At 65.8% G+C, this 25,137-nt stretch carries 24 protein-coding genes and 1 tRNA gene; 22 read left to right on the top strand and 3 right to left on the bottom strand.

From position 1 onward, the window contains the following. Positions 1-49 precede the first annotated feature (49 nt). From hfq to QM732_RS15275, 8 genes are all read left to right on the top strand, one after another. Entirely contained in the window at positions 50-292 is a 243-nt protein-coding gene (hfq, locus tag QM732_RS15310) for an RNA chaperone Hfq (RefSeq protein ID WP_056198163.1), read from the top strand. A gap of 11 nt (positions 293-303) precedes the next feature. Then, positions 304-1,557: a GTPase HflX gene (gene hflX / locus QM732_RS15305; RefSeq protein ID WP_415656976.1), complete on the top strand. Its 1,254-nt coding sequence runs from the start codon at positions 304-306 to the stop codon at positions 1,555-1,557. Continuing rightward, on the top strand, positions 1,554-2,804 hold the full coding sequence (hflK, locus tag QM732_RS15300) for an FtsH protease activity modulator HflK (protein ID WP_415656975.1): 1,251 nt from the start codon (positions 1,554-1,556) through the stop codon (positions 2,802-2,804). Before hflX ends, hflK begins: the two co-directional genes overlap by 4 nt. A gap of 14 nt (positions 2,805-2,818) precedes the next feature. After that, entirely contained in the window at positions 2,819-3,712 is an 894-nt protein-coding gene (gene hflC / locus QM732_RS15295) for a protease modulator HflC (RefSeq protein WP_415656974.1), read from the top strand. Then, positions 3,713-3,895, top strand: coding sequence for a DUF2065 domain-containing protein (locus tag QM732_RS15290; protein ID WP_415656973.1), 183 nt, complete (start codon positions 3,713-3,715; stop codon positions 3,893-3,895). A 72-nt stretch (positions 3,896-3,967) separates the two neighbouring features. Further along, positions 3,968-5,131: an ATP phosphoribosyltransferase regulatory subunit gene (locus QM732_RS15285; RefSeq protein WP_415656972.1), complete on the top strand. Its 1,164-nt coding sequence runs from the start codon at positions 3,968-3,970 to the stop codon at positions 5,129-5,131. A 41-nt stretch (positions 5,132-5,172) separates the two neighbouring features. Beyond that, the gene (locus tag QM732_RS15280; protein ID WP_415656971.1) at positions 5,173-6,507 is read left to right on the top strand and encodes an adenylosuccinate synthase; all 1,335 of its coding nucleotides are present in this window, start codon (positions 5,173-5,175) and stop codon (positions 6,505-6,507) included. 35 nt (positions 6,508-6,542) lie between these two features. After that, on the top strand, positions 6,543-7,064 hold the full coding sequence (locus tag QM732_RS15275) for a phosphoribosyltransferase (protein ID WP_415656970.1): 522 nt from the start codon (positions 6,543-6,545) through the stop codon (positions 7,062-7,064). Between the two features lie 300 nt (positions 7,065-7,364). Here QM732_RS15275 and QM732_RS15270 read toward each other — a convergent pair. After that, positions 7,365-7,449 (bottom strand) — tRNA-Leu (locus tag QM732_RS15270). 68 nt (positions 7,450-7,517) lie between these two features. Between QM732_RS15270 and rnr the strand changes: the two genes are divergently transcribed. Beyond that, positions 7,518-9,830 carry a ribonuclease R gene (gene rnr / locus QM732_RS15265; RefSeq protein WP_415656969.1) on the top strand — a complete coding sequence of 771 codons (2,313 nt, stop codon included), beginning with the start codon at positions 7,518-7,520 and terminating at the stop codon, positions 9,828-9,830. Positions 9,831-9,839: 9 nt separating this feature from the next. Here rnr and QM732_RS15260 read toward each other — a convergent pair whose 3' ends face one another. Then, the gene (locus tag QM732_RS15260) at positions 9,840-11,192 is read right to left on the bottom strand and encodes an NAD(P)H-hydrate dehydratase (RefSeq protein WP_415656968.1); all 1,353 of its coding nucleotides are present in this window, start codon (positions 11,190-11,192) and stop codon (positions 9,840-9,842) included. A 10-nt stretch (positions 11,193-11,202) separates the two neighbouring features. Further along, positions 11,203-12,453, bottom strand: coding sequence for an NAD(P)/FAD-dependent oxidoreductase (locus QM732_RS15255; RefSeq protein WP_415656967.1), 1,251 nt, complete (start codon positions 12,451-12,453; stop codon positions 11,203-11,205). Positions 12,454-12,773: 320 nt separating this feature from the next. Between QM732_RS15255 and rpsB the strand changes: the two genes are divergently transcribed. The 13 genes from rpsB (at position 12,774) to lpxA (ending at position 25,135) form a co-directional block, all read left to right on the top strand. Then, positions 12,774-13,520 (top strand): 30S ribosomal protein S2, encoded by a 747-nt coding sequence (gene rpsB / locus QM732_RS15250; protein WP_394409478.1) that lies wholly within the window; start codon positions 12,774-12,776, stop codon positions 13,518-13,520. Between the two features lie 70 nt (positions 13,521-13,590). Continuing rightward, positions 13,591-14,484 carry a translation elongation factor Ts gene (tsf, locus tag QM732_RS15245; protein ID WP_415656966.1) on the top strand — a complete coding sequence of 298 codons (894 nt, stop codon included), beginning with the start codon at positions 13,591-13,593 and terminating at the stop codon, positions 14,482-14,484. An 83-nt stretch (positions 14,485-14,567) separates the two neighbouring features. Beyond that, positions 14,568-15,278 carry a UMP kinase gene (gene pyrH / locus QM732_RS15240; protein ID WP_415656965.1) on the top strand — a complete coding sequence of 237 codons (711 nt, stop codon included), beginning with the start codon at positions 14,568-14,570 and terminating at the stop codon, positions 15,276-15,278. 28 nt (positions 15,279-15,306) lie between these two features. Continuing rightward, on the top strand, positions 15,307-15,867 hold the full coding sequence (frr, locus tag QM732_RS15235; RefSeq protein ID WP_415656964.1) for a ribosome recycling factor: 561 nt from the start codon (positions 15,307-15,309) through the stop codon (positions 15,865-15,867). Between the two features lie 14 nt (positions 15,868-15,881). Continuing rightward, positions 15,882-16,601 carry a polyprenyl diphosphate synthase gene (gene uppS, locus QM732_RS15230; protein WP_415656963.1) on the top strand — a complete coding sequence of 240 codons (720 nt, stop codon included), beginning with the start codon at positions 15,882-15,884 and terminating at the stop codon, positions 16,599-16,601. 11 nt (positions 16,602-16,612) lie between these two features. Continuing rightward, positions 16,613-17,449 carry a phosphatidate cytidylyltransferase gene (locus QM732_RS15225; protein WP_415656962.1) on the top strand — a complete coding sequence of 279 codons (837 nt, stop codon included), beginning with the start codon at positions 16,613-16,615 and terminating at the stop codon, positions 17,447-17,449. Next, entirely contained in the window at positions 17,446-18,627 is a 1,182-nt protein-coding gene (gene ispC / locus QM732_RS15220) for a 1-deoxy-D-xylulose-5-phosphate reductoisomerase (protein WP_415656961.1), read from the top strand. Before QM732_RS15225 ends, ispC begins: the two co-directional genes overlap by 4 nt. After that, positions 18,624-19,985: an RIP metalloprotease RseP gene (rseP, locus tag QM732_RS15215; RefSeq protein ID WP_415656960.1), complete on the top strand. Its 1,362-nt coding sequence runs from the start codon at positions 18,624-18,626 to the stop codon at positions 19,983-19,985. The genes ispC and rseP overlap by 4 nt, the downstream gene beginning before the upstream one ends. Before the next feature lie 81 nt (positions 19,986-20,066). Continuing rightward, positions 20,067-22,319: an outer membrane protein assembly factor BamA gene (gene bamA, locus QM732_RS15210; protein WP_415656959.1), complete on the top strand. Its 2,253-nt coding sequence runs from the start codon at positions 20,067-20,069 to the stop codon at positions 22,317-22,319. After that, positions 22,319-22,828: an OmpH family outer membrane protein gene (locus QM732_RS15205; RefSeq protein ID WP_331178391.1), complete on the top strand. Its 510-nt coding sequence runs from the start codon at positions 22,319-22,321 to the stop codon at positions 22,826-22,828. Before bamA ends, QM732_RS15205 begins: the two co-directional genes overlap by 1 nt. 12 nt (positions 22,829-22,840) lie before the next feature. After that, a complete protein-coding gene (lpxD, locus tag QM732_RS15200; protein WP_415656958.1) occupies positions 22,841-23,869 on the top strand; it encodes a UDP-3-O-(3-hydroxymyristoyl)glucosamine N-acyltransferase in 1,029 nt (342 codons plus the stop codon). Beyond that, positions 23,866-24,333, top strand: coding sequence for a 3-hydroxyacyl-ACP dehydratase FabZ (fabZ, locus tag QM732_RS15195; protein WP_415656957.1), 468 nt, complete (start codon positions 23,866-23,868; stop codon positions 24,331-24,333). Before lpxD ends, fabZ begins: the two co-directional genes overlap by 4 nt. A 13-nt stretch (positions 24,334-24,346) precedes the next feature. Beyond that, positions 24,347-25,135, top strand: a complete 789-nt coding sequence (lpxA, locus tag QM732_RS15190) for an acyl-ACP--UDP-N-acetylglucosamine O-acyltransferase (RefSeq protein ID WP_415656956.1) — start codon at positions 24,347-24,349, stop codon at positions 25,133-25,135. The last annotated feature ends 2 nt before the right edge of the window (positions 25,136-25,137 follow it).

Below are 25,137 nucleotides of genomic sequence, written 5' to 3'. Positions count from 1 at the left end.
GTTAAGGTCCAACCCGTAGTCCCTTCCCCCGATAACTCGGAGCATACCGATGAGCAACAAAGGCCAACTTTTGCAGGACCCCTTTTTGAACCTGCTCCGCAAAGAGCATGTGCCGGTCTCGATCTACCTGGTCAACGGCATCAAGCTTCAGGGCCATATCGAATCCTTTGACCAGTACGTCGTGCTGCTGCGCAACACCGTGACGCAAATGGTCTACAAGCACGCGATCTCCACCGTCGTGCCGGGCCGTGCGGTCAACTTCCACGCTGGCGACGCTCCGGCGGACGCCTGATCCCCAGACCCTTGTCTTCGACCGTTGCCAACGACGCGACGCCGCCCCCCGAGGCGGCGCGCGCCATTCTTGTGGGTGTCGATTTCGGCCGTCACCGCGTAGCCCAGGGTTTCGATGAGAGCCTGGACGAACTGGCGTTGCTGGCCGAATCCGCTGGCGATACGCCGGTGGCCAAGATCATTGCGCGCCGCCAGGCACCCGACGCAGCGCTGTTCGTTGGCTCCGGCAAGGCCGACGAGATCAAGCTGCTTGTACAGGCCCACCAGGCCCACACGGTGCTCTTCGATCAGGCCATCTCGCCGGCGCAACAGCGCAACCTTGAGCGTGTGCTGGGTGTGCCGGTGGCCGACCGTACGGCGCTGATCCTTGAGATCTTCGCCGCCCGTGCGCAGAGCCATGAGGGCAAGCTGCAGGTCGAGCTCGCCCGGTTGCAGTACCTGGCCACGCGCTTGGTGCGGCGTTGGAGCCATCTGGAGCGGCAAAGCGGCGGCATCGGCATGCGCGGCGGCCCCGGCGAAGCTCAGATCGAGCTGGACCGTCGCATGATCGACGACCGCATCAAGAAGACCAAGGAGCGCCTGAAGCAGGTGCAGCGCCAGCGCAGCACCCAGCGCCGCTCGCGCTCGCGCAACGGCGTGTTCAAGGTCTCCCTGGTCGGCTACACGAACGCGGGCAAGAGCACGCTGTTCAACGCGATGACCAAGGCGCGTGCCTATGCGGCCAACCAGCTGTTCGCGACGCTGGACACGACGACGCGATCGCTCTACCTGGAGCAGGCGGCGGCCAGCGTGTCGCTGTCGGACACCGTGGGCTTCATACGAGACCTGCCGCACAAGCTGGTCGAGGCCTTCCGCGCAACGCTGCAGGAGGCGGCTGACGCCGACCTGTTGCTGCACGTGGTGGACGCCGCCAGCCCGGTGCTGGACGAGCAGATGGTCGAGGTCGAGCGCGTTCTCGAAGAAATCGGAGCGGGTGGCGTACCGCAGATCCTGGTCTACAACAAGCAGGATCTGTTGCCGGACGACCAGCGCCCGCGCGAGGTCGTCGACGCCGTGCTCCGGGCCAACGGCAGCACGGCACCCACGCCGCGCGTTTTCGTCAGTGCCATTGACGGCAGCGGCCTGAACGAGCTGCGCCAGCTGATTGCGACGGCCATGCAGACCCAGCCCTTGATTCCCGACGAGCGGGACCCACGTTTCGACGTTGATCCGTCGCAGTCACCGGATTTCGACGAGCATCCTTCCTCAGACTCCTCCCAGGCATGAGCAGCATTCCACACTCCCAGCCCCGCAGCCCGTGGGCCCAGCGCCTGCTGACGCCCGTGGCCCGCGCCGCAGGCCGGCTGCTGAACAACGGCCGCAACGACGGCCCGCCCGACCTCGACGAGCTCTGGCGCGACTTCAACCGCAAGCTCTCGGGCATGTTCGGCGGCAAGTCCGGTGGGCCGTCCGGGCCCGCCGGCTCCGGCGGCGCGCCTGACATGAAGGGCGCAGGCATCGGTATCGGGCTCATCGCCATCGTGGTGGTGCTGGGCTGGCTGGCCAGCGGCTTCTTCATCGTGCAAGAGGGGCAGCAGGGCGTTGTCACGTCCTTTGGCAAGTACAGCAAGACGGTGGAGGCCGGCTTCCAGTGGCGTCTGCCCTATCCCTTCCAGGCGCATGAGGTGCAGCCGGTCTCGCAACTGCGCCAGGTCGAGGTTGGGCGCAGTTCTATCGTGCCCGCCACCGGCCTGCGCGACTCGTCCATGCTGACGCAGGATGAGAACATCGTCGACATCCGCTTCACGGTGCAGTTCACCATCCGTGACCTGAAGGACTTCCTGTTCGAAAATCGTGATCCCGAGCAAGCCGTGGTGCTGGCCGCGGAATCTGCGGTGCGTGAGATCGTCGGCAAGAGCGCGATGGATTCGGTGCTGTACGAGCAACGCGACGCCATCGCGGCCGACCTGGTCAAGTCCATCCAGTCCCAACTGGATCGCCTGAAGGCCGGCATCCAGATCAAGAATGTCAACGTGCAGAGCGTGCAGCCGCCCGAGCAGGTGCAGGCCGCGTTCGAGGATGCGTTCAAGGCAGGGCAGAACCGCGAGCAGACCAAGAACGAGGCCCAGGCCTATGCCAACGATGTGATCCCGCGCGCCCAAGGCGATGCCGCCAAGCTGCGCGAGCAGGCCGAGGGTTACAAGGCTCGTGTCATCGCAACTGCCGACGGTGATGCGCAGCGCTTCAAGAGCGTGCTGACCGAGTATCAGAAGGCGCCTCAGGTCACGCGCGATCGCATCTACATCGACGCGATGCAGCAGGTCTACAGCAACGTCAGCAAGGTCATGGTGGACAACAAGTCGGGGTCCAACCTGCTTTACCTGCCGCTCGACAAGCTGTTGCAGCAGGGTAGCTCGGGTACGGTGACGGTGTCGCCGCCGCAGCCCTCCAGCGCCTTGCCCGACGCGCAGACGCTGCCGGGCTCCAATGACCTGCGCAGCCGTGACAACCAGCGCAGCCGCGACGGCCGCTGACCGAGGATTTCCGAATGAACCGTATTGCCGCCTTCCTCGCCGGTGCACTGGTCGTCCTGATGCTGCTGTCCTCGATGCTTTTCATCGTCGACCAGCGCCAGTTCGCCGCCGTCTACGCACTGGGTGAGATCAAGGAAGTCATCACCGAGCCGGGCCTGAAATTCAAGCTGCCACCGCCGTTGCAAAACGTCGTGCTGCTGGATCGACGCGTGCAGACGCTGGACAGCCCTGAATCCCGCCCCATCTTCACGGCCGAGAAGAAGAGTCTCGTCATCGATTGGCTCATTAAGTGGCGCATTACCGAGCCGCGCCAGTTCATCCGCAACAGCGGTGCTGACATTCGCAACGTCGAGAATCGCCTCGCGCCCGTCGTGCAGGCTGCCTTCAACGAGGAGGTGACCAAACGCACCGTCATCGCCGTGCTGGCGACCGAGCGCGAGAAGGTCATGAACGACGTTCGCAAGCGCCTGGCCGACGAGGCCAAGCAGTTCGGCATCGAGGTGGTCGACGTACGGATCAAGCGAGTGGACTTCGCCTCCAGCATCACGGAGTCGGTTTATCGCCGTATGGACTCTGAGCGCAAGCGTGTGGCTGCCGAAGCACGCTCCACGGGTATCGCCGAGGGCGAAAAGATCAAAGCCGACGCTGACCGCCAGCGCGAGGTCATCGTTGCCGAGGCGTACCGCGACGCGCAGAAGATCAAGGGCGAGGGCGACGCCAAGGCCTCCGCGCTGTACGCCGAAGCCTTCGGCCGCGATGCTCAGTTCGCCCAGTTCTACCGCTCGCTGGAGGCTTACCGCGCGAGCTTCAACAAGAAGAGCGACGTGATGGTCGTCGACCCGGGTAGCGACTTCTTCAAGGCCATGCGGGGCTCCGGCTCTGGGAGCGCCGCGCCTGCGCGCAAGTAAGTGAACGAGCTGCTGACCGCGCTTGCGCTGGTGATGATCATCGAGGGGCTGATGCCCCTGATCAGCCCGGCCCGCTGGCGCGAGGTCTTCAGCCGTATCCTTGCCATGAGTGATGGCCAGATCCGTTTTATCGGACTGGCCAGCATTCTGCTGGGGCTGCTCGGATTGCTCTGGTTGCGCTGATCCGAACGCTGGCGGGGTCGGGCCGGGGAGGGCGCCGGTACAATGCCGTTTTTAACCGCCTTGCCTGCGCCCATGTCCTCTGCTTGGCTGCTGCCCGAGCACATCGCCGATGTCCTGCCCTCGCAGGCTCGCCGCATCGAAGAGCTGCGTAGAGAGTTGCTCGACATGGCCCGCAGCTATGGCTGCGAGCTGGTCATCCCTCCGCTCCTGGAGCATCTGGATTCCCTGCTATCGGGTACCGGGAGCGATTCCGAGATCAAGCTCTTCAAGCTGGTCGACCAGTTGTCCGGCCGCAGCCTGGGTCTGCGCGCCGACACGACGCCGCAGGTCGCGCGCATTGACGCTCATCTGCTGAACCGCCGGGGCGTGACGCGGCTGTGCTACTGCGGCCCTGTAGCGCACACGCGCCCCGACGGCCTCAATACCAGCCGCGAGCCGCTGCAGTTCGGTGTCGAGATCTATGGTCATGCCGGCCTGGAGGCCGACCTGGAGGTGCAGGATCTGGCGCTGGACGCGCTACGCCGCGCAGGCCTCTTCAGGGTCATGCTGGACCTGGGCGATGCTCGGCTGCTGCAGGGCGTGCTCGACGGCACGCCCCTGTCGTCAGAGGCCCTGGCCGCGCTGACGGCGGCGCTGGCAGCCAAGGACATGGCCGTGCTGGCCGATCTCACGGTCGACATGCCTTTGCCGACGCGCGACGCGCTCATGGCACTGCCCGGCCTGTTTGGCGGACGCGAGGTGCTGGACGAGGCAGCGCGCCGCTTGCCTGATCACCCGCTCGTGAAGGCAGCCCTGGCGGACTTGGCCTGGTTGGCCGGGCAGCTCGCTGCCGTCCACCCCGAGGTCAGCCTGGGCTTCGATCTGGCCGATCTGCAGGGCTACGCGTACTACACCGGCATCCGCTTCGCGGCCTACGCCGAGGGCTGCTCCGACGCCGTGCTGCGCGGTGGCCGCTACGACGAGGTGGGCGCCGTGTTTGGCCGCCGCCGCCCGGCGGTTGGCTTCAGCCTGGACCTGAAGACGTTGGTGGGGCTGGTGGCGCCAACGCCGCTGCGCGCGGCCATCCGCGCGCCTTGGGGCGAGGACGCCTCGCTGCGCCAGGCCGTGCGCGAGTGGCGCGAGAAAGGTGAGACGGTGGTATGCGTGCTGCCGGGCCACGAGGCCGAGGCCGACGAATTCGACTGTGACCGCGAACTGGTTCGCGGCCACGCTGGCTGGGAAGTCCGCTCTCTGTGAGCGGCGCCCGCAAACTCTTCTTCCAAATGCAGGCAAACCAAATGCAAAGCCAAACCGCGCGTGGACGCAATGTGGTCGTCGTGGGCACCCAGTGGGGTGACGAGGGCAAGGGCAAGGTGGTGGACTGGATGACCGACCATGCACATGGCGTGGCGCGCTTCCAGGGCGGCCACAACGCAGGCCACACGCTGGTCATCAAGGGCGTGAAGACGGCGCTGCAGCTCATCCCGAGTGGCATCATGCGCGATGGCGTCCCGTGCTTCATCGGCAACGGCGTAGTGCTGGACCCCACCCACCTGCTGTCCGAGATCGAGCGCCTGGAGGCTGCCGGCGTGGAGGTGCGTTCGCGCCTCTTCATCAGCGAGAGCTGCCCGCTGATCCTGCCTTTCCACGTGGCAGTGGACAAGGCGCGCGAGCAACTGCGGGAGAACAGCGGCAGTGGCAAGATCGGCACCACCGGCAAGGGCATTGGTCCGGCCTACGAAGACAAGGTGGCGCGCCGGGCGCTGCGCGCCCAGGACCTGAAGCATCCTGAGCGCTTCGCGAAGAAGCTGCGCGAGTTGCTGGAGCTGCACAACTACGTGCTCAAGGGCTATCTGAAGGCTGAGGAACTGGCTTTCGAACCCATCTTCGAACAGGCCATGAAGATGGCCGAGCAGATCAAGCCCATGCTCGCAGACGTGGGCTACATGATCCACAAGGCCCACCTGGCCGGCCAGAACATCCTGTTCGAGGGCGCCCAGGGCACGCTGCTGGACATCGACCACGGCACGTATCCCTACGTCACGTCCAGCAACTGTGTGGCCGGCAATGCGGCTGCCGGTGCTGGCGTCGGCCCGCAGCTGCTGCACTACATGCTTGGCATCACCAAGGCATACACGACGCGCGTGGGCTCGGGACCATTCCCGACTGAGCTGGACTGGGAGAAGCCCGACACCGTCGGCTACCACCTCTCCACCGTTGGCCAGGAACGTGGCACCGTCACGGGGCGCGCGCGCCGCTGTGGCTGGCTGGATGCAGCAGCGCTGAAGCGTTCCATCATCATCAACGGCATCACGGGTCTGTGCCTGACCAAGCTGGACGTGCTGGACGGGCTCGCCGAGATCAAGATGTGCGTGGGCTACGAGCTGGACGGCAAGACGCTGGACATCTTGCCACTGGACGCCGATGAGATCGAGGCTTGTACGCCCGTCTACGAGACCTTCCCCGGCTGGACCGAGACGACGTTTGGTGCGACGTCCTGGGACGTGCTGCCTGCCAATGCGCGCAACTACCTGAAGCGTGTGGAAGAGGTCATCGGTGCGCCCATTGACATGGTCTCCACCGGACCCGACCGTGAGCACACCATCGTGCTGCGTCATCCCTATTCCGCCTAAACCTATTCAACCTCTCATCACGGAGACGCCCCAACATGCTGACCGACGACGGCAAACACCTCTACGTGTCCTGGGACGAGTACCACCTGCTGACGGAGCGTCTGGCACTCAAGGTGCACGCCTCGGGCTGGCAGTTCGACCAGATCCTCTGCCTGGCCCGTGGCGGCATGCGCCCGGGCGACGTGCTGTCGCGCGTGTTCGACAAGCCGCTGGGCATCATGTCCACCAGTTCATATCGTGCCGAGGCCGGCACCATCCAGGGGCGCCTGGACATGGCCAAGTACATCACCATGCCCAAGGGCGAACTGGCGGGCCGCGTGCTGCTGGTGGATGACCTGGCGGACTCGGGTGTCACGCTGAAGGCTGTCGTGGAGCGACTGCGCGGCATGCCGGCCATCACAGAGTTGCGCTCGGCGGTCATCTGGACCAAGAAGGTGTCGGCCTACACGCCGGACTACTATGTCGAGATGCTGGAAACCTCGCCATGGATCCATCAGCCATTCGAGGAATACGACGGTATGGGGCCGGAGCAACTGGCGAAGAAGTTCGTCGTTTGAGGATGCGGCTTGTGGCGCGGATCGAAAGAAGCTCGGTTTGTGCCACCACTCGACGATGCACCCGTCGAGGGTGCATCGTCGGGGATTCGTCCGCGCCCCGTGGACCCGGAGGACGTATTTGTGCCCGTCCGCACGGGTCTTTCGTCGAGGCGTCGGGCAAGCGGCAGGGTGGCAGGGTGGCAGGGTGGCAGGGTGGCAGGGTGGCAGGGCTTGTCCTCCGTCCACGGCGACGCGCGTCCTCTCGTGGGCGCCAAAAGCAAAAAGGCCGGCGCTTTCGCGTCGGCCTTTTTGCTTTTGTTTTGGTGCCCAGGAGAGGACTCGAACCTCCACGGAGTTACCCGCTAGTACCTGAAACTAGTGCGTCTACCAATTCCGCCACCTGGGCAAGGTGCTCAAAACTTCCTGTGAAGTCCTGGGCCGTTTCAGGAAAACAGAGACTATATCATCAAAAACTTGAAGAACACAACTACATCGCCTTCTAGTGAAGGCGCAGGCCTGCTGGGCGAGGTTGAGGGTACGTTGCAGGGGCACCGTGATGGCCACGGCTTCCTGATCCCTGACGACGGTTCGGCCGACGTCTACCTTTCGTCGCAGGAAATGCATGCAGTCATGCACGGCGACCGCCTGCGCGTGCGTGTCGTGCGCTTCGACAAACGCGGTCGTCCCGAGGGGCGAGTGTTGGAGATCCTCGAGCGCAAGAAGCGTCCCCTCATAGGCCGCCTGTTGCTCGAATCCGGTGTCTGGCTTGTTGCGCCCGAGGACCGGCGCATGGGGCAGGACATCCTCATACCCAAGAACGGCATTGCCAACGCGACGGCCGGACAGGTGGTGGCGGTGGAGCTGACCGAGCCGCCGTCGCTGTACTCGCAACCCGTGGGGCGCGTCGTCGAGGTGCTGGGCGAGATTGATGATCCCGGCATGGAGATCGAGATCGCCGTGCGCAAGTACGACGTGCCGCATCGCTTCAGTCCCGACACTCTGGCGCAGAGCGCCAAGCTCCCGGAGAAGCTGCGCGCCGCTGACCTGAAGCATCGCGTCGACCTGCGCGACGTGCCCCTGGTCACTATCGACGGCGAGGATGCGCGCGACTTCGACGACGCCGTCTACTGTGAGCCCTTCAAGCAGGGGCGCGGAAAGAAGGCCTTCGAGGGCTGGCGATTGCTGGTGGCAATCGCCGACGTTTCGCACTACGTTAAGCCCGGCGAGCCGCTGGACGCCGATGCCTACGAGCGCGCCACTTCGGTCTACTTCCCGCGCCGTGTCATCCCCATGCTGCCGGAGAAGCTGTCCAACGGGCTGTGTTCTCTGAACCCCTATGAGGACAGGCTGAGCATGGTCTGCGACATGCTCGTGTCCACCGACGGTGCGGTCACGGCCTACCAGTTCTATCCGGCGGTGATCTGCTCGCATGCGCGCTTCACCTACACCGAGGTGGCGGCCATCCTTGCCAATACCCATGGCCCCGAAGCCGCCAAGCGCGGCGAGTTGGTGCCGCACCTGTTGCATCTGCATGAGGTCTACCGCGCGCTGCTGGCCGAACGCCATCGTCGCGGAGCCATCGACTTCGAGACCACCGAGACGCAGATCGTCTGCGACGACAACGGCCGCATCGAGAAGATCATCCCGCGTACGCGCAACGATGCGCACCGGCTGATCGAGGAGGCCATGCTGGCTGCCAACACCTGTTCGGCGGATTTCATCCAGGGCGCCAAGCACCCTTCGCTCTACCGGGTGCACGAAGGGCCGACTCCCGAGAAGCGCCAGACGCTGCAGGCCTACCTTCGCTCTTTGGGCATCGGTATGGGCATCTCCGACGATCCGACGCCGCGCGAGTTCCAGAAACTTGCCGAGGCTACCAAGGATCGCCCCGATGCCCAGCAGATCCACACCATGCTGCTGCGCTCCATGCAGCAGGCCATCTATACCGGCACCAACTCTGGTCACTTCGGCCTGGCCTATCCGGCCTACACCCATTTCACCAGCCCGATTCGGCGCTATCCCGACCTGCTCGTCCATCGCGTCATCAAGGGGTTGTTGACCGGCAAGCGTTACACGCTGGACGCGGCCAAGATGAACGTGCCCCAGGCGCCCAAGCGCCCCGGTCGTGCGGCGCCGCCAAACCCTGCTGAGGCGCGCAACGAGGCCGAGCGCTGGGAAGTCGTCGGTGCACACTGCAGCGCCAACGAGCGCCGTGCAGACGAGGCCAGCCGCGACGTCGAGGCCTGGCTGAAGTGCCGCTACATGCGTGACCGGCTCGGCGAGGAGTTCGCTGGTACCGTTAGTGCGGTCACGTCCTTCGGGCTCTTCGTGCAGCTCGATGCGCTCTACGTCGAAGGTCTGGTCCACATCACCGAGCTGGGCGGCGAGTACTACCGCTTCGATGAGGTCCGCCAGGAGTTGCGTGGCGAGCGCACCGGCATCCGCTACGCGACAGGCGCGCGTGTGCAGGTGCAGGTCAGTCGCGTGGACCTGGATGGCCGTCGCATCGACTTCCGCCTCGTGCGTGACGGCGAGGAGCAGCGGATCGGTGGCCGCAGCGGCGCAGCCAAGCCTTCGGGCAAGGTCGTGGCCAAGAAACGTGCGCCCAAGACTGCCGTTGAGAAGCTTGAGGATGTGCGGCAGACCGACCGCGATGTGAAGAAGAGTCGCAAAGAGGTCATCGCGTCCCTGCATCCGGTCAAGGCCACTCAGCAGGCCGCCAAGCGTGCGGCCAGCAAAGCGTCAAAGAAGACGACCGCCAAGGCTGCGCCGCGAAAACGCCGATGAGTCGCGGCCTCAGTGCCGCGCGGCCAGGCGCTCTATGAGGTCGCCGGCGCGCAGCACGTGGCCGCTCTCGCCCGCGCGGCCGTGGGCGTCTACGCCTGCGCAGGCAATGGCATGTGCGCCGGCAGTTGGCTGCTGGGCCCACAAGCCTCCCAGCCAGCCGGCGAGCACGTCGCCGCTGCCGGCCGTGGCCAGCGCGGGCCCGCCGCTGGCGCAGACGGCCAGCCGCTGGCCAGGGGAGGCGACGATGGTGCCCGAGCCCTTCAGCACGACGCTGCAGGCGAAGCGTGCGGCCAGCTCACGTGCTGCGGCCAAGCGGTCGTCCTGCAAGCTGGCGATGTCACGGCCCAGGAGCCGCGCGGCCTCCAGAGGATGTGGCGTCAGCAGCGTCGAACCCGGTGGCCGGCCGCGCAGCAGCACCTGCAATCCGGCGTCCGAGGCTATGGCGTTCAGCGCGTCGGCGTCGATAACGGCGCGCGGCAACTGCGGGAGCAGGGTTGGCAGCGCGCTCGCGATGCCTGGGCCGGCCCCGCAGCCGATGACGCCCACGGCTTGCGGCAGTTCGTCCGGCATGCCGCACATCAGTTCAGGCCGGCCGGGGTCGGCGGGTTCGGTGGCCAGTCGGCCGAGCAGGTCCACATAGACCCGGCCCGCGCCGCTGGCCAGTGCTGCCCGGGCGGCCAGTCGTGCGGCGCCCTGCATGCCGGGCGCGCCACCGACTACCAACACCTGCCCGTGGCTGCCCTTGTGGCTGGTCGGGCTGCGTCCGGGCTGGGGGGGCGGGCCCAGCAGATCGGCGGTCGGCGGCTCGTCCGGCGCAATGCCGAGATCGTCGAACCAGATCCGCCCGCAGTGCGCCCGGCCCTCACCCGTGAAGAGGCCAGGCTTGAGGGTCAGCAGAGCGAGCGTGTGGTTGGCGCGCACGGCGTGTCCGCCGGCGGGCTGGCCGGTGTCGGCGAGCAGGCCGCTGGGCAGGTCGACGGCAAGGATGGGGGCGCCGCAGGTCTGCATCGCCGCCATCGCGGCCCGCAGGCTGGCGGCTGGGGCGCGGTTCAGCCCGAGGCCGAGCAGCGCGTCGATGACGATGGCGGGGTGCTGTGGTGCGTCATGGCCGATGTGGACGGGCGTGCCATGCAGTCCCAGCCATCGTGCCGCCACTCGGCCGTCGCCACCGTTGTTGCCGGGGCCGCATGCCACCCAGACCGGGCCTTCCCCACGTCGCAGCGCCAGCGCCAGCTTGGCGATGGCCAGGCCGGCCCGCTCCATGAGGTCGGGCGAACGGACAAGAGCGCGCGCCTCGATGCGCCGGCTGGCGGCGACGTCGAACAGGGGCAGCGTGGTGGTGGTGGGCAGCAGCGGGCGCATGCCCGGGAGCTTAGGCCAGTCTTTGCGGGCCAAGCTCGGCAATGTCCTGGGCTGGCGTCAGCCCGGCGATCTGCTGGGCCAGCACCTGGGCGCTGCCACAGGCAAGCCCCCAGCCCTGGCCACCGAGCGAGAGGTTGAGCCACAGGCCGGGCTTGCTGCTGGCGCCCAGCACCGGGAGGCCATCGGCGCTCATCGCGCGGCGAGCTTGGCCTTGCTGCACCTGCTGATGCAGCACCGAGCCTGGGAACCAGTGTTGCAGGCCGCGATGCAAGGCTTCGAAATCGGGGTTGACCTTGGTGCGGGTGTCAGTGACGGCGAGGCCCCCGCTCACGCGCACGCGTTGGCCGGTGCGCGCCACGGTGAGGCCGCGGGAGGGATCTACCCAGCCAGCCTTGGGGCCTAGCTCGGGGTGGGCTTCCAGTAGCCGTAGCGGCGCCGTGACGGAGGCTTCGTGCCGAGCCGACAGCGGCAGGCGCTGGCCCAGCAGGGGTGGGGCATCCAGGCCATTGCAGAGCACGATGGCATCGAAGCGTGCGTCCTGCGGGCCGGTGGGCTGAGGCACGGTGTCGCCAGCGTCGCGCTCGGCGCTCCGCGTTGGCGCTTCGGCGGGCGGCGTGTACTCGTGGCGCATCGTGAGGCCCACGCCATCGGCGGAGATGGCGCGCACGGTGGTGTGGAACCGGAACTCCACATCCAGGCGTTGAGCTTGCAGGCGCAGTTGCTGCGCGAACAGGCGTGCATTGCCCGCGCCGCCATGGGGCAGGGCCAGCGCAGCGGCCAGCGAAGCGTCGGCGCTCAGGCCCGGTTCGCGCAGGCGGGCTTCGCCGGCCTCGATGAGTTCCACCTGCAGCCCCAGGGCCTGCCAGCCTTCAAGCCGGGCCTCGGCTGTGGCAACGTGCTTGGCATCGGTGAGCGCGACGAGCAGGCCGTCACTGGCTTCATCCTCCAGCCCCAGCTCGCGGCGCAGCTCGGTGGTGCGCGCCAGGCTCAGTTGGCTCAGTGCAGCGAGTTGGCTGGCGGCGTCGCCACCCTTGCGGCCGGCGCGCCAGCGACGGAAGCGAAAGCCCAGCGGTGCTGGCGCGCCGGCATCGGCCAGGCCGGGTACGAAGGGCGAGAGCAGGGCGCTGCTGGCGAAGCTGGCCTGCTCGGCGACGCTGCCGCCGCGTTCGAAGACCTGCACCTTGAAGCCCAGCGCAGCCAGTTCGTAGGCCGTCGTGACGCCGGCGAGGCCGGCTCCCACCACCGCAACGCTGCGGCTCACGCGGGCACCTGGCGGGTAGTCGCGAAGGACGGGCTGGCGACCGCGTCGGCGCGGCGTCGGCAGTAGAGGGCCATGGGTTGTGTATACTCTGCGGGTTTTGCCGGAGGGGGTAGCGCTTGCAGCTGCTTTTGTCGGCAAAAACGGTTGTGAGGGGTGTAGCGGTCACATGCCAAATCGGGCATTGGCGGCCACTCGTTGCAACAAATCGCAAACCGGCCACGCTAAGGTGTTGCGGCTTGCGGCAGTCTCGAAACACGTGTTTCCAGGCGCTGCAACGCAATTCGGGCCGGATTTTAGACACAACCTTCGGAGTAAGACCCATGTCTGTCACGATGCGCGAGATGCTGGAAGCCGGCGTCCATTTCGGCCACCAAACCCGCTTCTGGAACCCCAAGATGGCCCCGTATATCTACGGCCATCGCAACAAGATCCACATCATCAACCTCGAGAAGACGCTGCCCGCGTTCAACGATGCGATGAAGTTCGTGCGCTCGCTGGCTGCCAAGCGCGGCACGATCCTGATGATCGGTACGAAGCGCCAGGCCCGCGAGTTCATCGCCGCTGAAGCTCAGCGCGCCGGCATGCCTTACGTCGACTCTCGTTGGCTGGGTGGCATGATGACCAACTTCAAGACGGTCAAGACCTCCCTCAAGAACCTGAAGGACATGCAGGCCCAGGTCGAGGCTGGCACCCAGCCCGCGATCAAGAAGGAAGCCCTGCTGTTCCAGCGCGACATCGCCAAGCTGGAAAAGAACATCGGCGGCATCCAGGACATGACCGCGCTGCCCGACGCAATCTTCGTCATCGACGTCGGCTATCACAAGATTGCCGTGGCGGAAGCCAAGAAGCTGGGCATCCCCGTTATCGGCGTGGTTGACACCAACCACTCGCCCGAAGGCATCGACTACGTCATTCCCGGCAACGACGACTCCGCCAAGGCCGTGGCCCTGTACGCCCGCGCCGTGGCCGACGCCGTGCTCGAAGGCAAGGCCAACGCCACCGCCGACGTGCTGGCGGCCGTCGCCCCGGCCGGCGACGAGTTCGTCGAGGTTTCCGAAGAGGCCTAAAGCCCCTTCCATCCTGCATTGAAAGGGGCCGTCACGGCCCCTTTTTCTAAACGAGATCTGGAGAAGAGAAATGGCTGCTATCACCGCAAGCATGGTGGGCGAACTGCGTGCCCGCACCGACGCCCCGATGATGGAGTGCAAGAAGGCGCTGACCGAGGCCGACGGCGACCTGGCCCGTGCTGAAGAGATCCTGCGCGTCAAGCTGGGCAACAAGGCCGGCAAGGCCGCCTCGCGTATCACCGCCGAAGGTGTGGTCGCTGCTGCCGTCGTGAATGGCAACGGTGCAATGATCGAAGTGAACTGCGAGACCGACTTCGTCTCGAAGAACGATGCCTTCCTGGCCTTCGTGAATGCCCTGGCCGGCCTGGTGGCCGAGCACAACCCGGCCGACGTGGCCGCCCTCTCGGCCCTGCCCCTGTCGCAGGAAGGCTTCGGCCCGACCGTGGAAGACGTGCGCAAGGGCCTGATCGGCAAGATCGGCGAGAACATGACGATCCGCCGTTTCCAGCGCTACGTCGGCAGCAAGCTTGCTACCTACCTGCATGGCACCCGCATCGGCGTGGTCGTCGAGTTCGAGGGTGACGATGTCGCTGCCAAGGACGTGGCCATGCACATCGCAGCCATGAAGCCGGCCGCCCTGTCGGGCGTCGACGTCTCGGCCGAGCTGGTCGAGAAGGAGCGCAAGATCGCTACCGAGAAGGCTGCCGAGTCCGGCAAGCCGGCCGACATCGTCGCCAAGATGGTTGAGGGCTCGGTGCAGAAGTTCCTGAAGGAGGTCTCGCTGCTGGACCAGGTCTTCGTGAAGGCCGCCGACGGCAAGCAGACGGTGGGCGCCCACCTGAAGTCGGTCAGCACCACCGTCAAGGGCTTCACGCTCTACGTCGTGGGTGAGGGCATCGAGAAGAAGGTCGACGACTTCGCGGCCGAAGTGGCTGCCCAGGTGGCGGCTGCAAAGGGTCAGTAAAGACTCTTGCGAAATGAAAGGGCGCCAAGTTGGCGCCCTTTAAACTTCTGGGCCATCAGCGGCCCCCATTCATTGAGGACACCATGCCCGCGTACAAGCGCATCCTGCTCAAACTCTCCGGCGAGGCCCTGATGGGCGACGACGCCTATGGCATCAACCGCGCGACCATTGTCCGCATGGTGCAGGAAGTCCGTGAAGTGACGCAGATGGGCATCGAGGTGGCGGTCGTCATCGGTGGCGGCAACATCTTCCGCGGCGTGGCTGGCGGCTCGGTCGGCATGGATCGCGCAACGGCCGACTACATGGGCATGCTGGCCACGGTGATGAACTCGCTGGCCCTGGCCGACACGATGCGCCAGGAAGGAATGACGGCGCGCGTGATGTCGGCCATCGGCATCGAGCAGGTCGTCGAGCCTTACGTGCGCCCAAAGGCGCTGCAATACCTCGAAGAGGGCAAGGTCGTTGTCTTCGCTGCTGGCACGGGAAACCCCTTCTTCACGACGGACACCGCCGCCGCGCTGCGTGGCGCAGAGATTGGTGCCGAGATTGTGTTGAAGGCCACCAAGGTCGACGGCGTCTACACGGCCGACCCCAAGAAGAATCCCGAGGCGACGCGCTACTCGCGCATCAGCTTCGACGAGGCCATCACCCGCAACCTGCAGGTGATGGATGGCGCAGCCTTTGCGTTGTGCCGTGACCAGAAGCTGCCGATCAAGGTCTTCAGCATCTTCAAGCCCGGCGCGCTCAAGCGCGTCGTGCAGGGCGAGGACGAGGGCACGCTGGTCCACGTTTGAAGACGAACCAACCGAGACGACAGAGATCATGAGCACTGCAGACATCAAGAAGAACGCCGAAGCCAAGATGGCCAAGTCCGTCGAGTCGCTGAAGGGCGAACTGCACAAGATTCGCACCGGTCGCGCCCACCCTGGCATCCTCGATCAGGTCAGCGTCGACTACTACGGCTCCATGGTGCCCATCTCGCAGGTGGCCAATGTGACACTGCTGGATGCCCGCACCATCTCCGTCCAGCCCTGGGAAAAGGGCATGGGCGCCAAGATTGAGAAGGCCATCCGCGAGAGCGACCTTGGCCTGAACCCCGCGAGCCAGGGTGACTTGATCCGCGTGCCGATGCCGCCGCTGACTGAGGAGCGGCGCAAGGACCTGACCAAGGTCGTGCGCAACGCCGGCGAGGATGCCAAGGTGGCCGTGCGCAACCTGCGCCGCGACGCCAACGAACAGGCAAAGAAGCTGTTGAAGGATAAGGAAATCGGCGAGGACGACGAGCGCCGCAGCCTGGACGAAGTGCAGAAGCTCACCGACCGCGTGATCTCCGAGATCGACAAACTGATCTCGGCCAAGGAAGCCGAGATCCTGGCGGTTTGAGCGCGCGGCCTGAAGTGACGCAAGACCGTCCGGCGCCTCCGCGCCATGTCGCCATCGTCATGGATGGCAACGGCCGCTGGGCCAAGAAGCGCTTCCTGCCGCGCTTCTTCGGCCACAAGGCGGGTGTGGACACGCTGGTCAAGGTCGTGCAGGCCTGTATCGCCCGCGACATCGAGCACCTGACTGTCTTCGCCTTCTCCAGCGAGAACTGGAAGCGCCCCAGCGACGAAGTCTCTGGCTTGATGGGCCTGGTGTTGGCCGCCGTCAGCCGTTACCTCGCCAAGATGGGCGCGATGGGCGTGCGCATCCGCATCGTCGGTGATCGCGATGCTGTGTCCGATAAGCTGCGCAATGCCTGGAACGAGGCTGAGACCACGACGGCGCACAACAGCAAGCTGACGCTCAACGTCGCCTTCAACTACGGCGGCCGCTGGGACATCGTGCAGGCATGCCGCAAGGCCATCGAAGCCGGTGTGCCGGCGCACGAGCTGACCGAGGCCAGGCTGTCTGAGTTCATGGCCATGAGCTATGCGCCAGACCCCGACCTCTTCATCCGCACTGGAGGCGAGGTGCGCATCAGCAACTTCCTGCTCTGGCAGGCGGCCTACACCGAGTTCGTGTTCTCGGACTGCCTGTGGCCGGAGTTCGGTGACCGCGAGCTCGATGCGGCCATCGCGGCTTTCCACGAGCGCGACCGCCGCTTCGGTGGCGTCAAGGAATCGGCTGCGGCCTGACGGGGTCCCCCATGCTCAGAACCCGAGTCATCACCGCCATCGTGTTGCTGGCGATCCTGTTGCCGGTGCTCTTCCAATCATCGCCCTGGCCCTTTGCTTGGGTGACCGTCGCCATGATGGGTGCGGCTGGTTGGGAGTGGGCGAGGCTCAATGGTCTACCCGGCTCCGGTGCGATCGCGGCCGGCGTTGCGCTGGCGCTGGCTTGCGTCTGGACGCTGCTGATCGGCGGCCTGAATGCGCCACCAGTCTGGATCTGGTCGTTGGCCAGCCTGGTCTGGGTACTGGGCGGCGCCTTCGCGTTGCGCGCGGGCCCGGCCGGCTGGCCGCGCGTTGCGCGCGGTGTCCGGCTGGCCTTGGGTGCCCTGCTGCTGTGGGGGGCCTGGCTGGCCATTGCGCAGGCCAAGGTGCATGGCATCAACTTCATCTTGTCGGTGTTCTGCCTAGTTTGGATGGCGGACATTGCCGCCTACTTCGGTGGTCGCGCCTTCGGCAAGCGCAAGCTCGCGCCGGCCATCAGCCCAGGCAAGAGCTGGGAGGGCGTCTGGAGCGGCCTGGCCGGCGTCATCCTGCTGGGCTTCGCGTGGGTGCATGTCATCGATGTGAGGCTGCCTGTGGATTCCCCCAGCCTCTACACGCTGCTTGTACAGCGTCACGGGTGGGTGTCCCTGCTGGCACTGGTCTTCCTGGCCGCGATGAGCGTCGTCGGCGACCTGTTCGAGTCCCTCGTCAAGCGCGCTGTCGGTGCCAAGGACAGCAGCGGCCTGCTGCCCGGTCACGGCGGCGTGCTGGACCGCATCGACGCGCTGCTGCCGGTCTTTCCACTGGCCCTTGCCCTGATCAGTCTATGAACCGCCGCCAACGCGTCTGCGTGCTGGGCTCCACCGGCTCCATCGGCGTCAACACGCTGGATGTCATCTCTCGCCACCCGGAGAGGTATGAAGTCGTTGCGTTGAGCGCGATGAGCCGCGTCGACGAACTGCTGGCCCAGTGCCTGCACTGGCGGCCCCGATTTGCCGTCATGCCCGGGCGCGAGGCTGCCGCCAGGCTGCGCACACTGCTGCGTGAGGCAGGCAGTGCCACAGAGGTGCTTGACGGCGCGCAGGCGCTGGCCGACATCTCTGCGCACCCGGACATCGACACCGTCATGGCGGCCATCGTCGGTGCCGCCGGCCTGGCGCCGGCCATCGCTGCGGCCCGGGCCGGCAAGCGCCTCTTGCTGGCCAACAAGGAAGCCATCGTCGTCGGTGGCGCGCTGTTCATGCATGCGGTGGAGGAGGGGGGGGCCACGCTGCTGCCCATTGACAGCGAGCATTCAGCCATCTTCCAGTGCCTGCCCGAGCATCGGGCCACGTGGCATGATCGTATCGACCACATCGTGCTGACGGCCTCGGGCGGTCCCTTTCGCAGCCGAGATCCCGGGACGTTGGCCGACGTGACGCCAGACCAGGCTTGCGCTCATCCCAACTGGGTGATGGGCCGCAAGATCTCGGTGGACTCGGCCACGATGATGAACAAGGCGCTGGAGGTCATCGAGGCGCGCTGGCTGTTCAACCTGACGCCAGACCAGATCAAGGTCATCATCCATCCGCAGAGCATCATCCACTCGATGGTGGTCTGTCGTGACCAGTCGGTGCTGGCCCAGCTCGGCACGCCGGACATGCGGGTGCCCATTGCCTACGGCCTGTCCTTCCCCGAGCGCATCACCTCGGGTGCCAGCCGACTCGATCTGCTGACCACGCCCAGCCTCACGTTCGAGGAGGCCGACGCCGGGCGCTTCCCTGGGTTGCACCTGTCCTGGCAGGCGCTCAAAGCCCCCGAGGGCAGCACCACGGTGTTGAACGCGGCCAACGAGATCGCCGTCGATGCCTTCTTGAGTGGTCGCCTGCGCTTCGATCGCATCCATGCGGTCAACTCGCAGTGTCTGGCCGACGTTCAGCCTGGAGACTGCGGCAGCATCGAGGCGCTGCTGGATCTCGACGCGCGTGCCCGCGAGCACGCCCTGAAACTGGCTGCCCGACTGCCGTGACCACGCTCATCGCCTTCCTCGCCGCGCTTGCCCTGCTGATCGCGGTCCATGAATGGGGACACTACCGCGTCGCGCGCGCCTGCGGGGTGAAGGTGCTGCGCTTCTCCATCGGCTTTGGCCGCGTGCTGTGGCGTCGTGTCGGCCGTGACGGTACCGAGTTCACGCTGAGTGCGCTGCCGCTGGGGGGCTACGTGCGCATGCTCGACGAGCGTGACGGCATCGTCTCGCCGCATGAGCGCGAGCAGGCCTTCAATCAGCGCCCGTTGCGCCAGCGTGCGGCCATCGTCGCAGCGGGCCCGGCGGCCAACTGGGTGCTGGCCGTGGTGTTGTTCGCCGCCGTAGCCTGGCTGGGCAGCGAAGTGCCCAAGGCCGTGCTCGGCACGCCGCCTGCTGGCTCCCTGGCCGAGCGCGCCGGCCTGCATGCCGGCGACTGGGTGCGTGCCGTGTCTCCCGACGGCCAGCAGTGGCAGGACGTGGCCTCCCTGCCAGAGCTGCAGTCCGCCATCGTGCGCGCTCAGGCGCTGGGTGAGTCGCTTCATCTGTCGGTCACGGGCGCCCAGGGACATGGCTCGCGCAGCGTCCACCTGGAGACAGAACGATTGGCTGGTCGGGCGCCCGATGCCCGGCTGTTCAACGACATCGGCCTGGCGCCGATGACGGAGCCGTTGATCCGCCAGGTCGGCACCGGCGGCGCGGGTGCGGCGGCCGGCCTGCAGGCGGGTGACCGCGTGCTGTCCATCGATGGCCAGGCCGTGCCCGACGCCGGCTACTTGCGTGACGCCATCCGCCGCGCACACGACGGCGAGCACCCACACACCATGGCCTGGCGCGTCGACCGTGGCGGCCAGATCGTCGAGCTGGAGGCCACGCCGCGTCTGGTCGATGACGCCGGACAGCGTGTGGCAAGGCTCGAGATCGGTATCGGTGCGGCGCCCGAGCGTGTGTTTGTCAGCTACGGCCTGTTCGACGGCCTGTGGCGTGGTGTCGAGCAGAGCTGGGACATGGCCGCCACGACGGTGCGGCTGCTGGGCCGCATGCTGATCGGCGAAGCCTCGGTCAAGAACCTCAGCGGGCCGCTGACCATCGCTGACTACGCCGGCCAGTCGGCCCAGGCGGGCCTCGCGCCCTATCTCGATTTCCTCGCCAAGATCTCACTTAGCCTCGCGGTGCTGAACCTGCTGCCGCTGCCTATGCTCGACGGCGGGCACCTCATGTATCATCTTTTCGAGGGTCTGAGTGGCCGCCCCGTCTCCGAATGGTGGCAACGGCAACTGCAGCGCGCTGGTGCGCTGATCCTGATGCTGATGATGGCCTTGGCCCTTTCCAACGACGTCGCCCGTTTCGCGGGCTGGCACTGAAACTCTCCGTTCCCCATGTCCTTTTCTTTCAGTTCGGGAGCGAAGCATCGCCCCTCACTCCTGGCTTTGGCTCTCGTGGGGATGTTCCAGTCGGGCGCAGCCTGGGCGGTCGACCCCTTTGTCCTGAAGGACATCCGCGTCGAAGGCCTGCAGCGCACCGACCCTGGTACCGTGTTCGCGTCGCTGCCTTTCCGCATCGGCGACACCTACAACGATGAAAAGGGCGCCGCCGCGCTGCGCGCGCTGTTCGCCACCGGGCTGTTCAAGGACGTGCGCATCAGCATCGATGGCAGCGCCGTCGTCGTCATCATCGACGAGCGCCCCATCATCGCCAACGTCAACTTCGTCGGCCTGAAGGAATTCGACACCGAGGCGCTGTCCAAGTCGCTGAAGGACGTCGGCATCGGCGAAGGCAAACCCTTCGACAAGGCGCTGGCCGACCGTGCTGAGCAGGAGCTCAAGCGTCAGTACCTCACGCGCAGCCTCTATGGCGCCGAGGTAACGACGACCATCACCCCTATCGAGCGCAACCGCGTCAACGTCAGCTTCAACGTGACCGAGGGCGAGCCGGCCAAGATTGCGGAGATCCGCATCCTTGGCTCCAAGGTGTTCTCTGAGAGCACGCTGCTGGGCCTGCTGGAGCAGACGACGACCGGCTGGCTGACCTGGTACACCAAGACCGACCGCTACTCGCGCGCAAAGCTGAACGCGGACCTGGAAACCATCCGCAGCTACTACCTGAACCGCGGCTACCTCGAGTTCAACGTCACCTCCACGCAGGTGACCATCTCTCCGGACAAGCAGAGCATCAGCATCGCCATCACCGTCAGCGAAGGCCAGCCCTACACGGTGACCGGCATCAAGCTCGAGGGCGATTACCTGGGTCGCGAGGAAGACTTCAAGCACCTGGTTTACCTCAAGCCCGGCCAGGCCTATCAGGGCGAGGCCGTCGCGACGACCACGCGGGCCTTCAGCGACCTGTTCGGCACCTACGGCTATGCCTTCGCCCGCGTCGACAGCAAGCCCGAGATCAATCGCGAGACCGGCCAGGTCGTCGTCACGTTCGTTGCCGAGCCGCAGCGCCGCGTCTACGTGCGCAAGGTCATCGTGTCCGGCAATTCGCGCACGCGCGACGAGGTCATCCGCCGCGAGTTCCGCCAGTTCGAGGCGGCCTGGTACGACGGCCAGAAGATCAAGGCCTCGCGTGACCGTGTCGAACGTCTGGGCTACTTCAAGGACAAGGAAGTCAATATCGACACCCAGGAGGTGCCGGGTGCCCAGGACCAGGTCGACGTGATCCTGACCGTTGTCGAACGTCCAACCGGTGCCATCACCGTTGGTGCTGGCTACTCCAGCCAGACCAAGCTCTCCTTCACCGGCTCCATCCGCCAGGACAACGTCTTCGGCTCCGGTAACTACCTTGGCATCGATGTGGCGACGGCCAGTACCGGTCGCCAGCTGCAGATCAGCACCGTGGACCCGTACTTCACGGTTGACGGCGTGTCGCGCGCCATTGACCTGTTCTACCGCACCACCAAGCCTATCAACACGCTGGGCGAGGAGTACCAATACGTCACCAAGGGTGGCGCGATCCGGTTCGGCGTGCCCTTCTCCGAAGTGGACACGGTCTTCTTCGGCATCGGCTACGAGCAGACCAACATCACGACGTCCAAGGGCCTGCCCAACAGCTACTTCCTGTTCGCCAACCAGTTCGGTCAACGCAGCAATTCCGTGCCGCTGACCATCGGCTGGCAGCGTGACAGCCGCGACAGCGTCATCACGCCGATGAAGGGCCGCTATCAGCGCGTCAACATCGAGGCCAGTCCATTTGGTGATGCCCAGTACGCCCGTATCAACCTGCAATACCAGCAGTACTTCGAGATCACCAACAAGATCACGCTGGGCATTAACAGCGAGCTGGGATGGGGTGTGGGCCTGGGCGGCAAGCCCTACCCGATCTTCAAGAACTTCTACGGTGGCGGCCTTGGTTCGGTGCGGGTCTTCGAAGCAGGCTCACTGGGCCCCGTGGACGTGACCGGCTCCTACAGCGGTGGCAGCAAGCGTTTCAACACCAATGCCGAGCTCTACCTGCCGGTGCCGGGCAGCGGTAACGACAAGAGCTTCCGCATTTTCGGCTTCATGGATGCCGGTAACGTTTGGGGCTCGGGTTTGGCCGAGAAGGTCAGTTTTGACACTGTCCGCGTGTCGGCCGGCATCGGCCTTTCGTGGATCTCGCCCATGGGGCCGCTGCGCTTGAGTTATGGCAAACCTATCCGCAAGGAACGCACGGATAGAATCGAGAAATTCCAATTCCAGATCGGGACTGCATTCTGATGATGAGCAAGCTCTTGCAATCGGTGGCTCTGGCCGCTTCGATGATGGTGGCCGTTTCGGCCGTGCAAGCCCAGGAACTGAAGATCGGCTACGTCAACAGCGAGCGCGTGCTGCGTGAGGCCAACCTGGCCAAGACCGCACAGGCCAAGCTGGAGGCCGAGTTCGGCAAGCGCGAGAAGGACCTGCGCGATCTGGAAACCAAGCTGCGCGGCGCCGCCGAGAAGCTCGAGAAGGACGCGCCCACGCTGTCCGAGAACGAGCGCAACCGCCGCCAACGCGACGTGGTCGAGCAGGAACGCGACCTGCAGCGCAAGCGCCGCGAATGGCAGGAAGATCTGACTCAGCGCAAGAACGAAGAACTGTCCGCCGTGGTCGAGAAGGCCAACCGCGTGATCAAGCAGATCTTCGACGCCGAGAAGTACGATCTGATCCTGCAGGACGCCATCCACTTCAGCGCCCGCGTGGACATCACCAAGAAGGTGATCGACGCGCTGAACGCGCAGAAGTAAGCCGGGCTCCCCATGAGCTCGACTCCTGTCGCGCTCTCCGAACTGATCGCCGCCTTGGGCGGCGATTTGCTTGGTGGCGCCGATATCCGCATCGCCGGCATCGCGCCCCTGGACGAAGCGGGTGCGCATAGCATCAGCTTCCTGGCCAATCCCCGCTACCAGGCGCAGTTGGCCACGACGGCGGCCGCCTGTGTCATCGTCGCGCCTGCGCTGGCGGACGTGGCAGCGGCTCGTGGCGCAGCAATCGTCACGCCCGACCCCTACCTGTACTTTGCCCGCCTCACGCAGTGGTGGGCAGCGCGCATGCGCCCGCTAGTCGAGGTCGGCGTGCATCCGAGCGCCATCGTGTCGCCGGATGCACAACTGGGACAGGGCGTGGCGATCGGTCCGCTGGCCGTCGTCGAGGCCGGCGCCACCGTCGGCGATCATGCGCGCATCGGCGCGCACACCGTCGTCGAGCGTGGCGCGGTGGTGGGTGAGCACACGCGGCTTAGCGCCCGCGTCGTGCTCGGCCACGGCTGTCGCATCGGCGCGCGTGGCATCGTGCACAGCGGCGTCGTCATCGGCGCCGACGGCTTCGGCTTTGCACCGAGCAAGACCGGCTACGTGAAGATCGAGCAGTTGGGCAACGTCAGCATCGGCGACGACGTCGAGATCGGCGCCAACACCTGCATCGACAGGGGCGCACTGAGCGACACCGTCATTGAGGACGGTGTCAAGCTCGACAATCTGATCCAGATCGCGCACAACGTGCACATCGGCCGCAACACGGCCATGGCCGGCTGTGCGGCGGTGGCGGGCTCGACCCGCATCGGCGCCAACTGCACCATCGGCGGGGCCGCCAACATCATTGGCCACCTGACCATCGTGGACGGCGTGCATATCTCGGCTGCGACGACTGTGACACGCAGCATCAGCGCGCCGGGTGTCTACAGCGGCCCCTATCCCTTCGAAGAGAATTCGAGCTGGCAAAAGAACGCGGCCACGCTGCGCCAGCTCTCGACCCTGCGTGAACGCGTGCGCGACCTGGAAAAGAAATGACTGAGACGACGACCCCGATCACGATGGACATCCATGAAATCCTGACGCGCCTGCCGCATCGCTATCCCATCCTGCTGGTGGATCGCGTGGTGGAGCTTGTGAAGGGCGAGCGTATCCGCGCCATCAAGAACGTCTCCATCAACGAGCCCTTCTTCCTCGGCCACTTCCCGCACCGACCGGTGATGCCCGGCGTGCTGATCCTGGAAGCTATGGCCCAGGCTGCGACGCTGCTGGCCCTTCGCAGCATGGACATGGTGCTGGACGAGAAGTCGGTGGTCTATTTCGCCGGCATTGATGGGGCGCGCTTCAAGCGTCCGGTGGAACCGGGCGACCAGCTCGTGCTGGAGGTGACGCTGGGCCGCGCCAAGGCCGGTATATACAAGTTCGCGGCAAAGGCCCTGGTGGGTGACCAGGTGGCCGCCGAAGCCGAACTGATGTGCACGATGCGCCGCATCGAGGCCTGACCCCGCGCTGCAGATGGCCATCCATCCCACCGCCATCGTCGATCCCGGCGCGCAGCTGGACAGCAGCGTCGAGGTCGGCGCCTACACGCTGATCGGCCCGCACGTGAAGATCGGCGCCGGCACCAAGGTCGGCCCGCATGTCGTCATCGAGGGGCACACCTCCATCGGGCGCGACAACACCTTTTTCCAGTTCAGCTCCATCGGCGCTGCCAACCAGGACAAGAAGTACGCTGGCGAACCCACCACGCTGGTCATCGGCGACCGCAACACCATCCGCGAGTTCTGCACGCTGAATGTGGGCACGGTGCAGGATCGCGGCGAGACGACGGTCGGCAACGACAACTGGATCATGGCCTACTGCCATCTGGCCCACGACGTCGTCATCGGCAATGAATGCGTGCTGGCCAACAATGCGACGCTGGCCGGCCATGTGCAGGTGGGGGACTGGGTCACCATCGGTGGTCTCACTGGCATCCTGCAGCGCATGCGCATCGGCGACCACGCGATGATCGGCTTCCAGGCCCACGTGGCACAGGACGTGCCGCCCTTCATGACGGTGGACGGCAATCCGTTGGCCGCGCGTGCCGTCAACGTCGTGGGCTTGAAGCGCCGCGACTTCAGCGCCGAGCGCATCGCCGTCATCCGTCAGATCTACAAGCTGCTCTACCGAAGCGGCCACACGCTGGACGAGGCCAAGGCCGCCATCGCGGCGCTGCGCGGCGCGGACGGTGGTGCCGCCGATGGCGACATCGACAACATGCTGTCGTTCCTCGCAGCGTCTACTCGCGGCATCGTTCGCTGAGC

Origin of the sequence: Roseateles sp. (assembly GCF_047654805.1) — a bacterium.
In the GTDB taxonomy this organism is placed as follows: domain Bacteria; phylum Pseudomonadota; class Gammaproteobacteria; order Burkholderiales; family Burkholderiaceae_C; genus Pelomonas.
Note: the sequence above shows the minus strand (reverse complement) of the source record. Positions and strands in the feature narration are given on the sequence as shown.

Coding starts and splice junctions, on each gene's coding strand:
- hfq (WP_056198163.1), top strand. CDS start 50: ATGAGCAACAAAGGCCAACTTTTGCAGGACCCCTTTTTGAACCTGCTC.
- hflK (WP_415656975.1), top strand. CDS start 1,554: ATGAGCAGCATTCCACACTCCCAGCCCCGCAGCCCGTGGGCCCAGCGC.
- hflC (WP_415656974.1), top strand. CDS start 2,819: ATGAACCGTATTGCCGCCTTCCTCGCCGGTGCACTGGTCGTCCTGATG.
- QM732_RS15285 (WP_415656972.1), top strand. CDS start 3,968: ATGTCCTCTGCTTGGCTGCTGCCCGAGCACATCGCCGATGTCCTGCCC.
- QM732_RS15280 (WP_415656971.1), top strand. CDS start 5,173: ATGCAAAGCCAAACCGCGCGTGGACGCAATGTGGTCGTCGTGGGCACC.
- QM732_RS15275 (WP_415656970.1), top strand. CDS start 6,543: ATGCTGACCGACGACGGCAAACACCTCTACGTGTCCTGGGACGAGTAC.
- QM732_RS15260 (WP_415656968.1), bottom strand. CDS start 11,192: ATGCGCCCGCTGCTGCCCACCACCACCACGCTGCCCCTGTTCGACGTC.
- rpsB (WP_394409478.1), top strand. CDS start 12,774: ATGTCTGTCACGATGCGCGAGATGCTGGAAGCCGGCGTCCATTTCGGC.
- tsf (WP_415656966.1), top strand. CDS start 13,591: ATGGCTGCTATCACCGCAAGCATGGTGGGCGAACTGCGTGCCCGCACC.
- pyrH (WP_415656965.1), top strand. CDS start 14,568: ATGCCCGCGTACAAGCGCATCCTGCTCAAACTCTCCGGCGAGGCCCTG.
- frr (WP_415656964.1), top strand. CDS start 15,307: ATGAGCACTGCAGACATCAAGAAGAACGCCGAAGCCAAGATGGCCAAG.
- QM732_RS15225 (WP_415656962.1), top strand. CDS start 16,613: ATGCTCAGAACCCGAGTCATCACCGCCATCGTGTTGCTGGCGATCCTG.
- ispC (WP_415656961.1), top strand. CDS start 17,446: ATGAACCGCCGCCAACGCGTCTGCGTGCTGGGCTCCACCGGCTCCATC.
- bamA (WP_415656959.1), top strand. CDS start 20,067: ATGTTCCAGTCGGGCGCAGCCTGGGCGGTCGACCCCTTTGTCCTGAAG.
- QM732_RS15205 (WP_331178391.1), top strand. CDS start 22,319: ATGATGAGCAAGCTCTTGCAATCGGTGGCTCTGGCCGCTTCGATGATG.
- lpxD (WP_415656958.1), top strand. CDS start 22,841: ATGAGCTCGACTCCTGTCGCGCTCTCCGAACTGATCGCCGCCTTGGGC.
- fabZ (WP_415656957.1), top strand. CDS start 23,866: ATGACTGAGACGACGACCCCGATCACGATGGACATCCATGAAATCCTG.
- lpxA (WP_415656956.1), top strand. CDS start 24,347: ATGGCCATCCATCCCACCGCCATCGTCGATCCCGGCGCGCAGCTGGAC.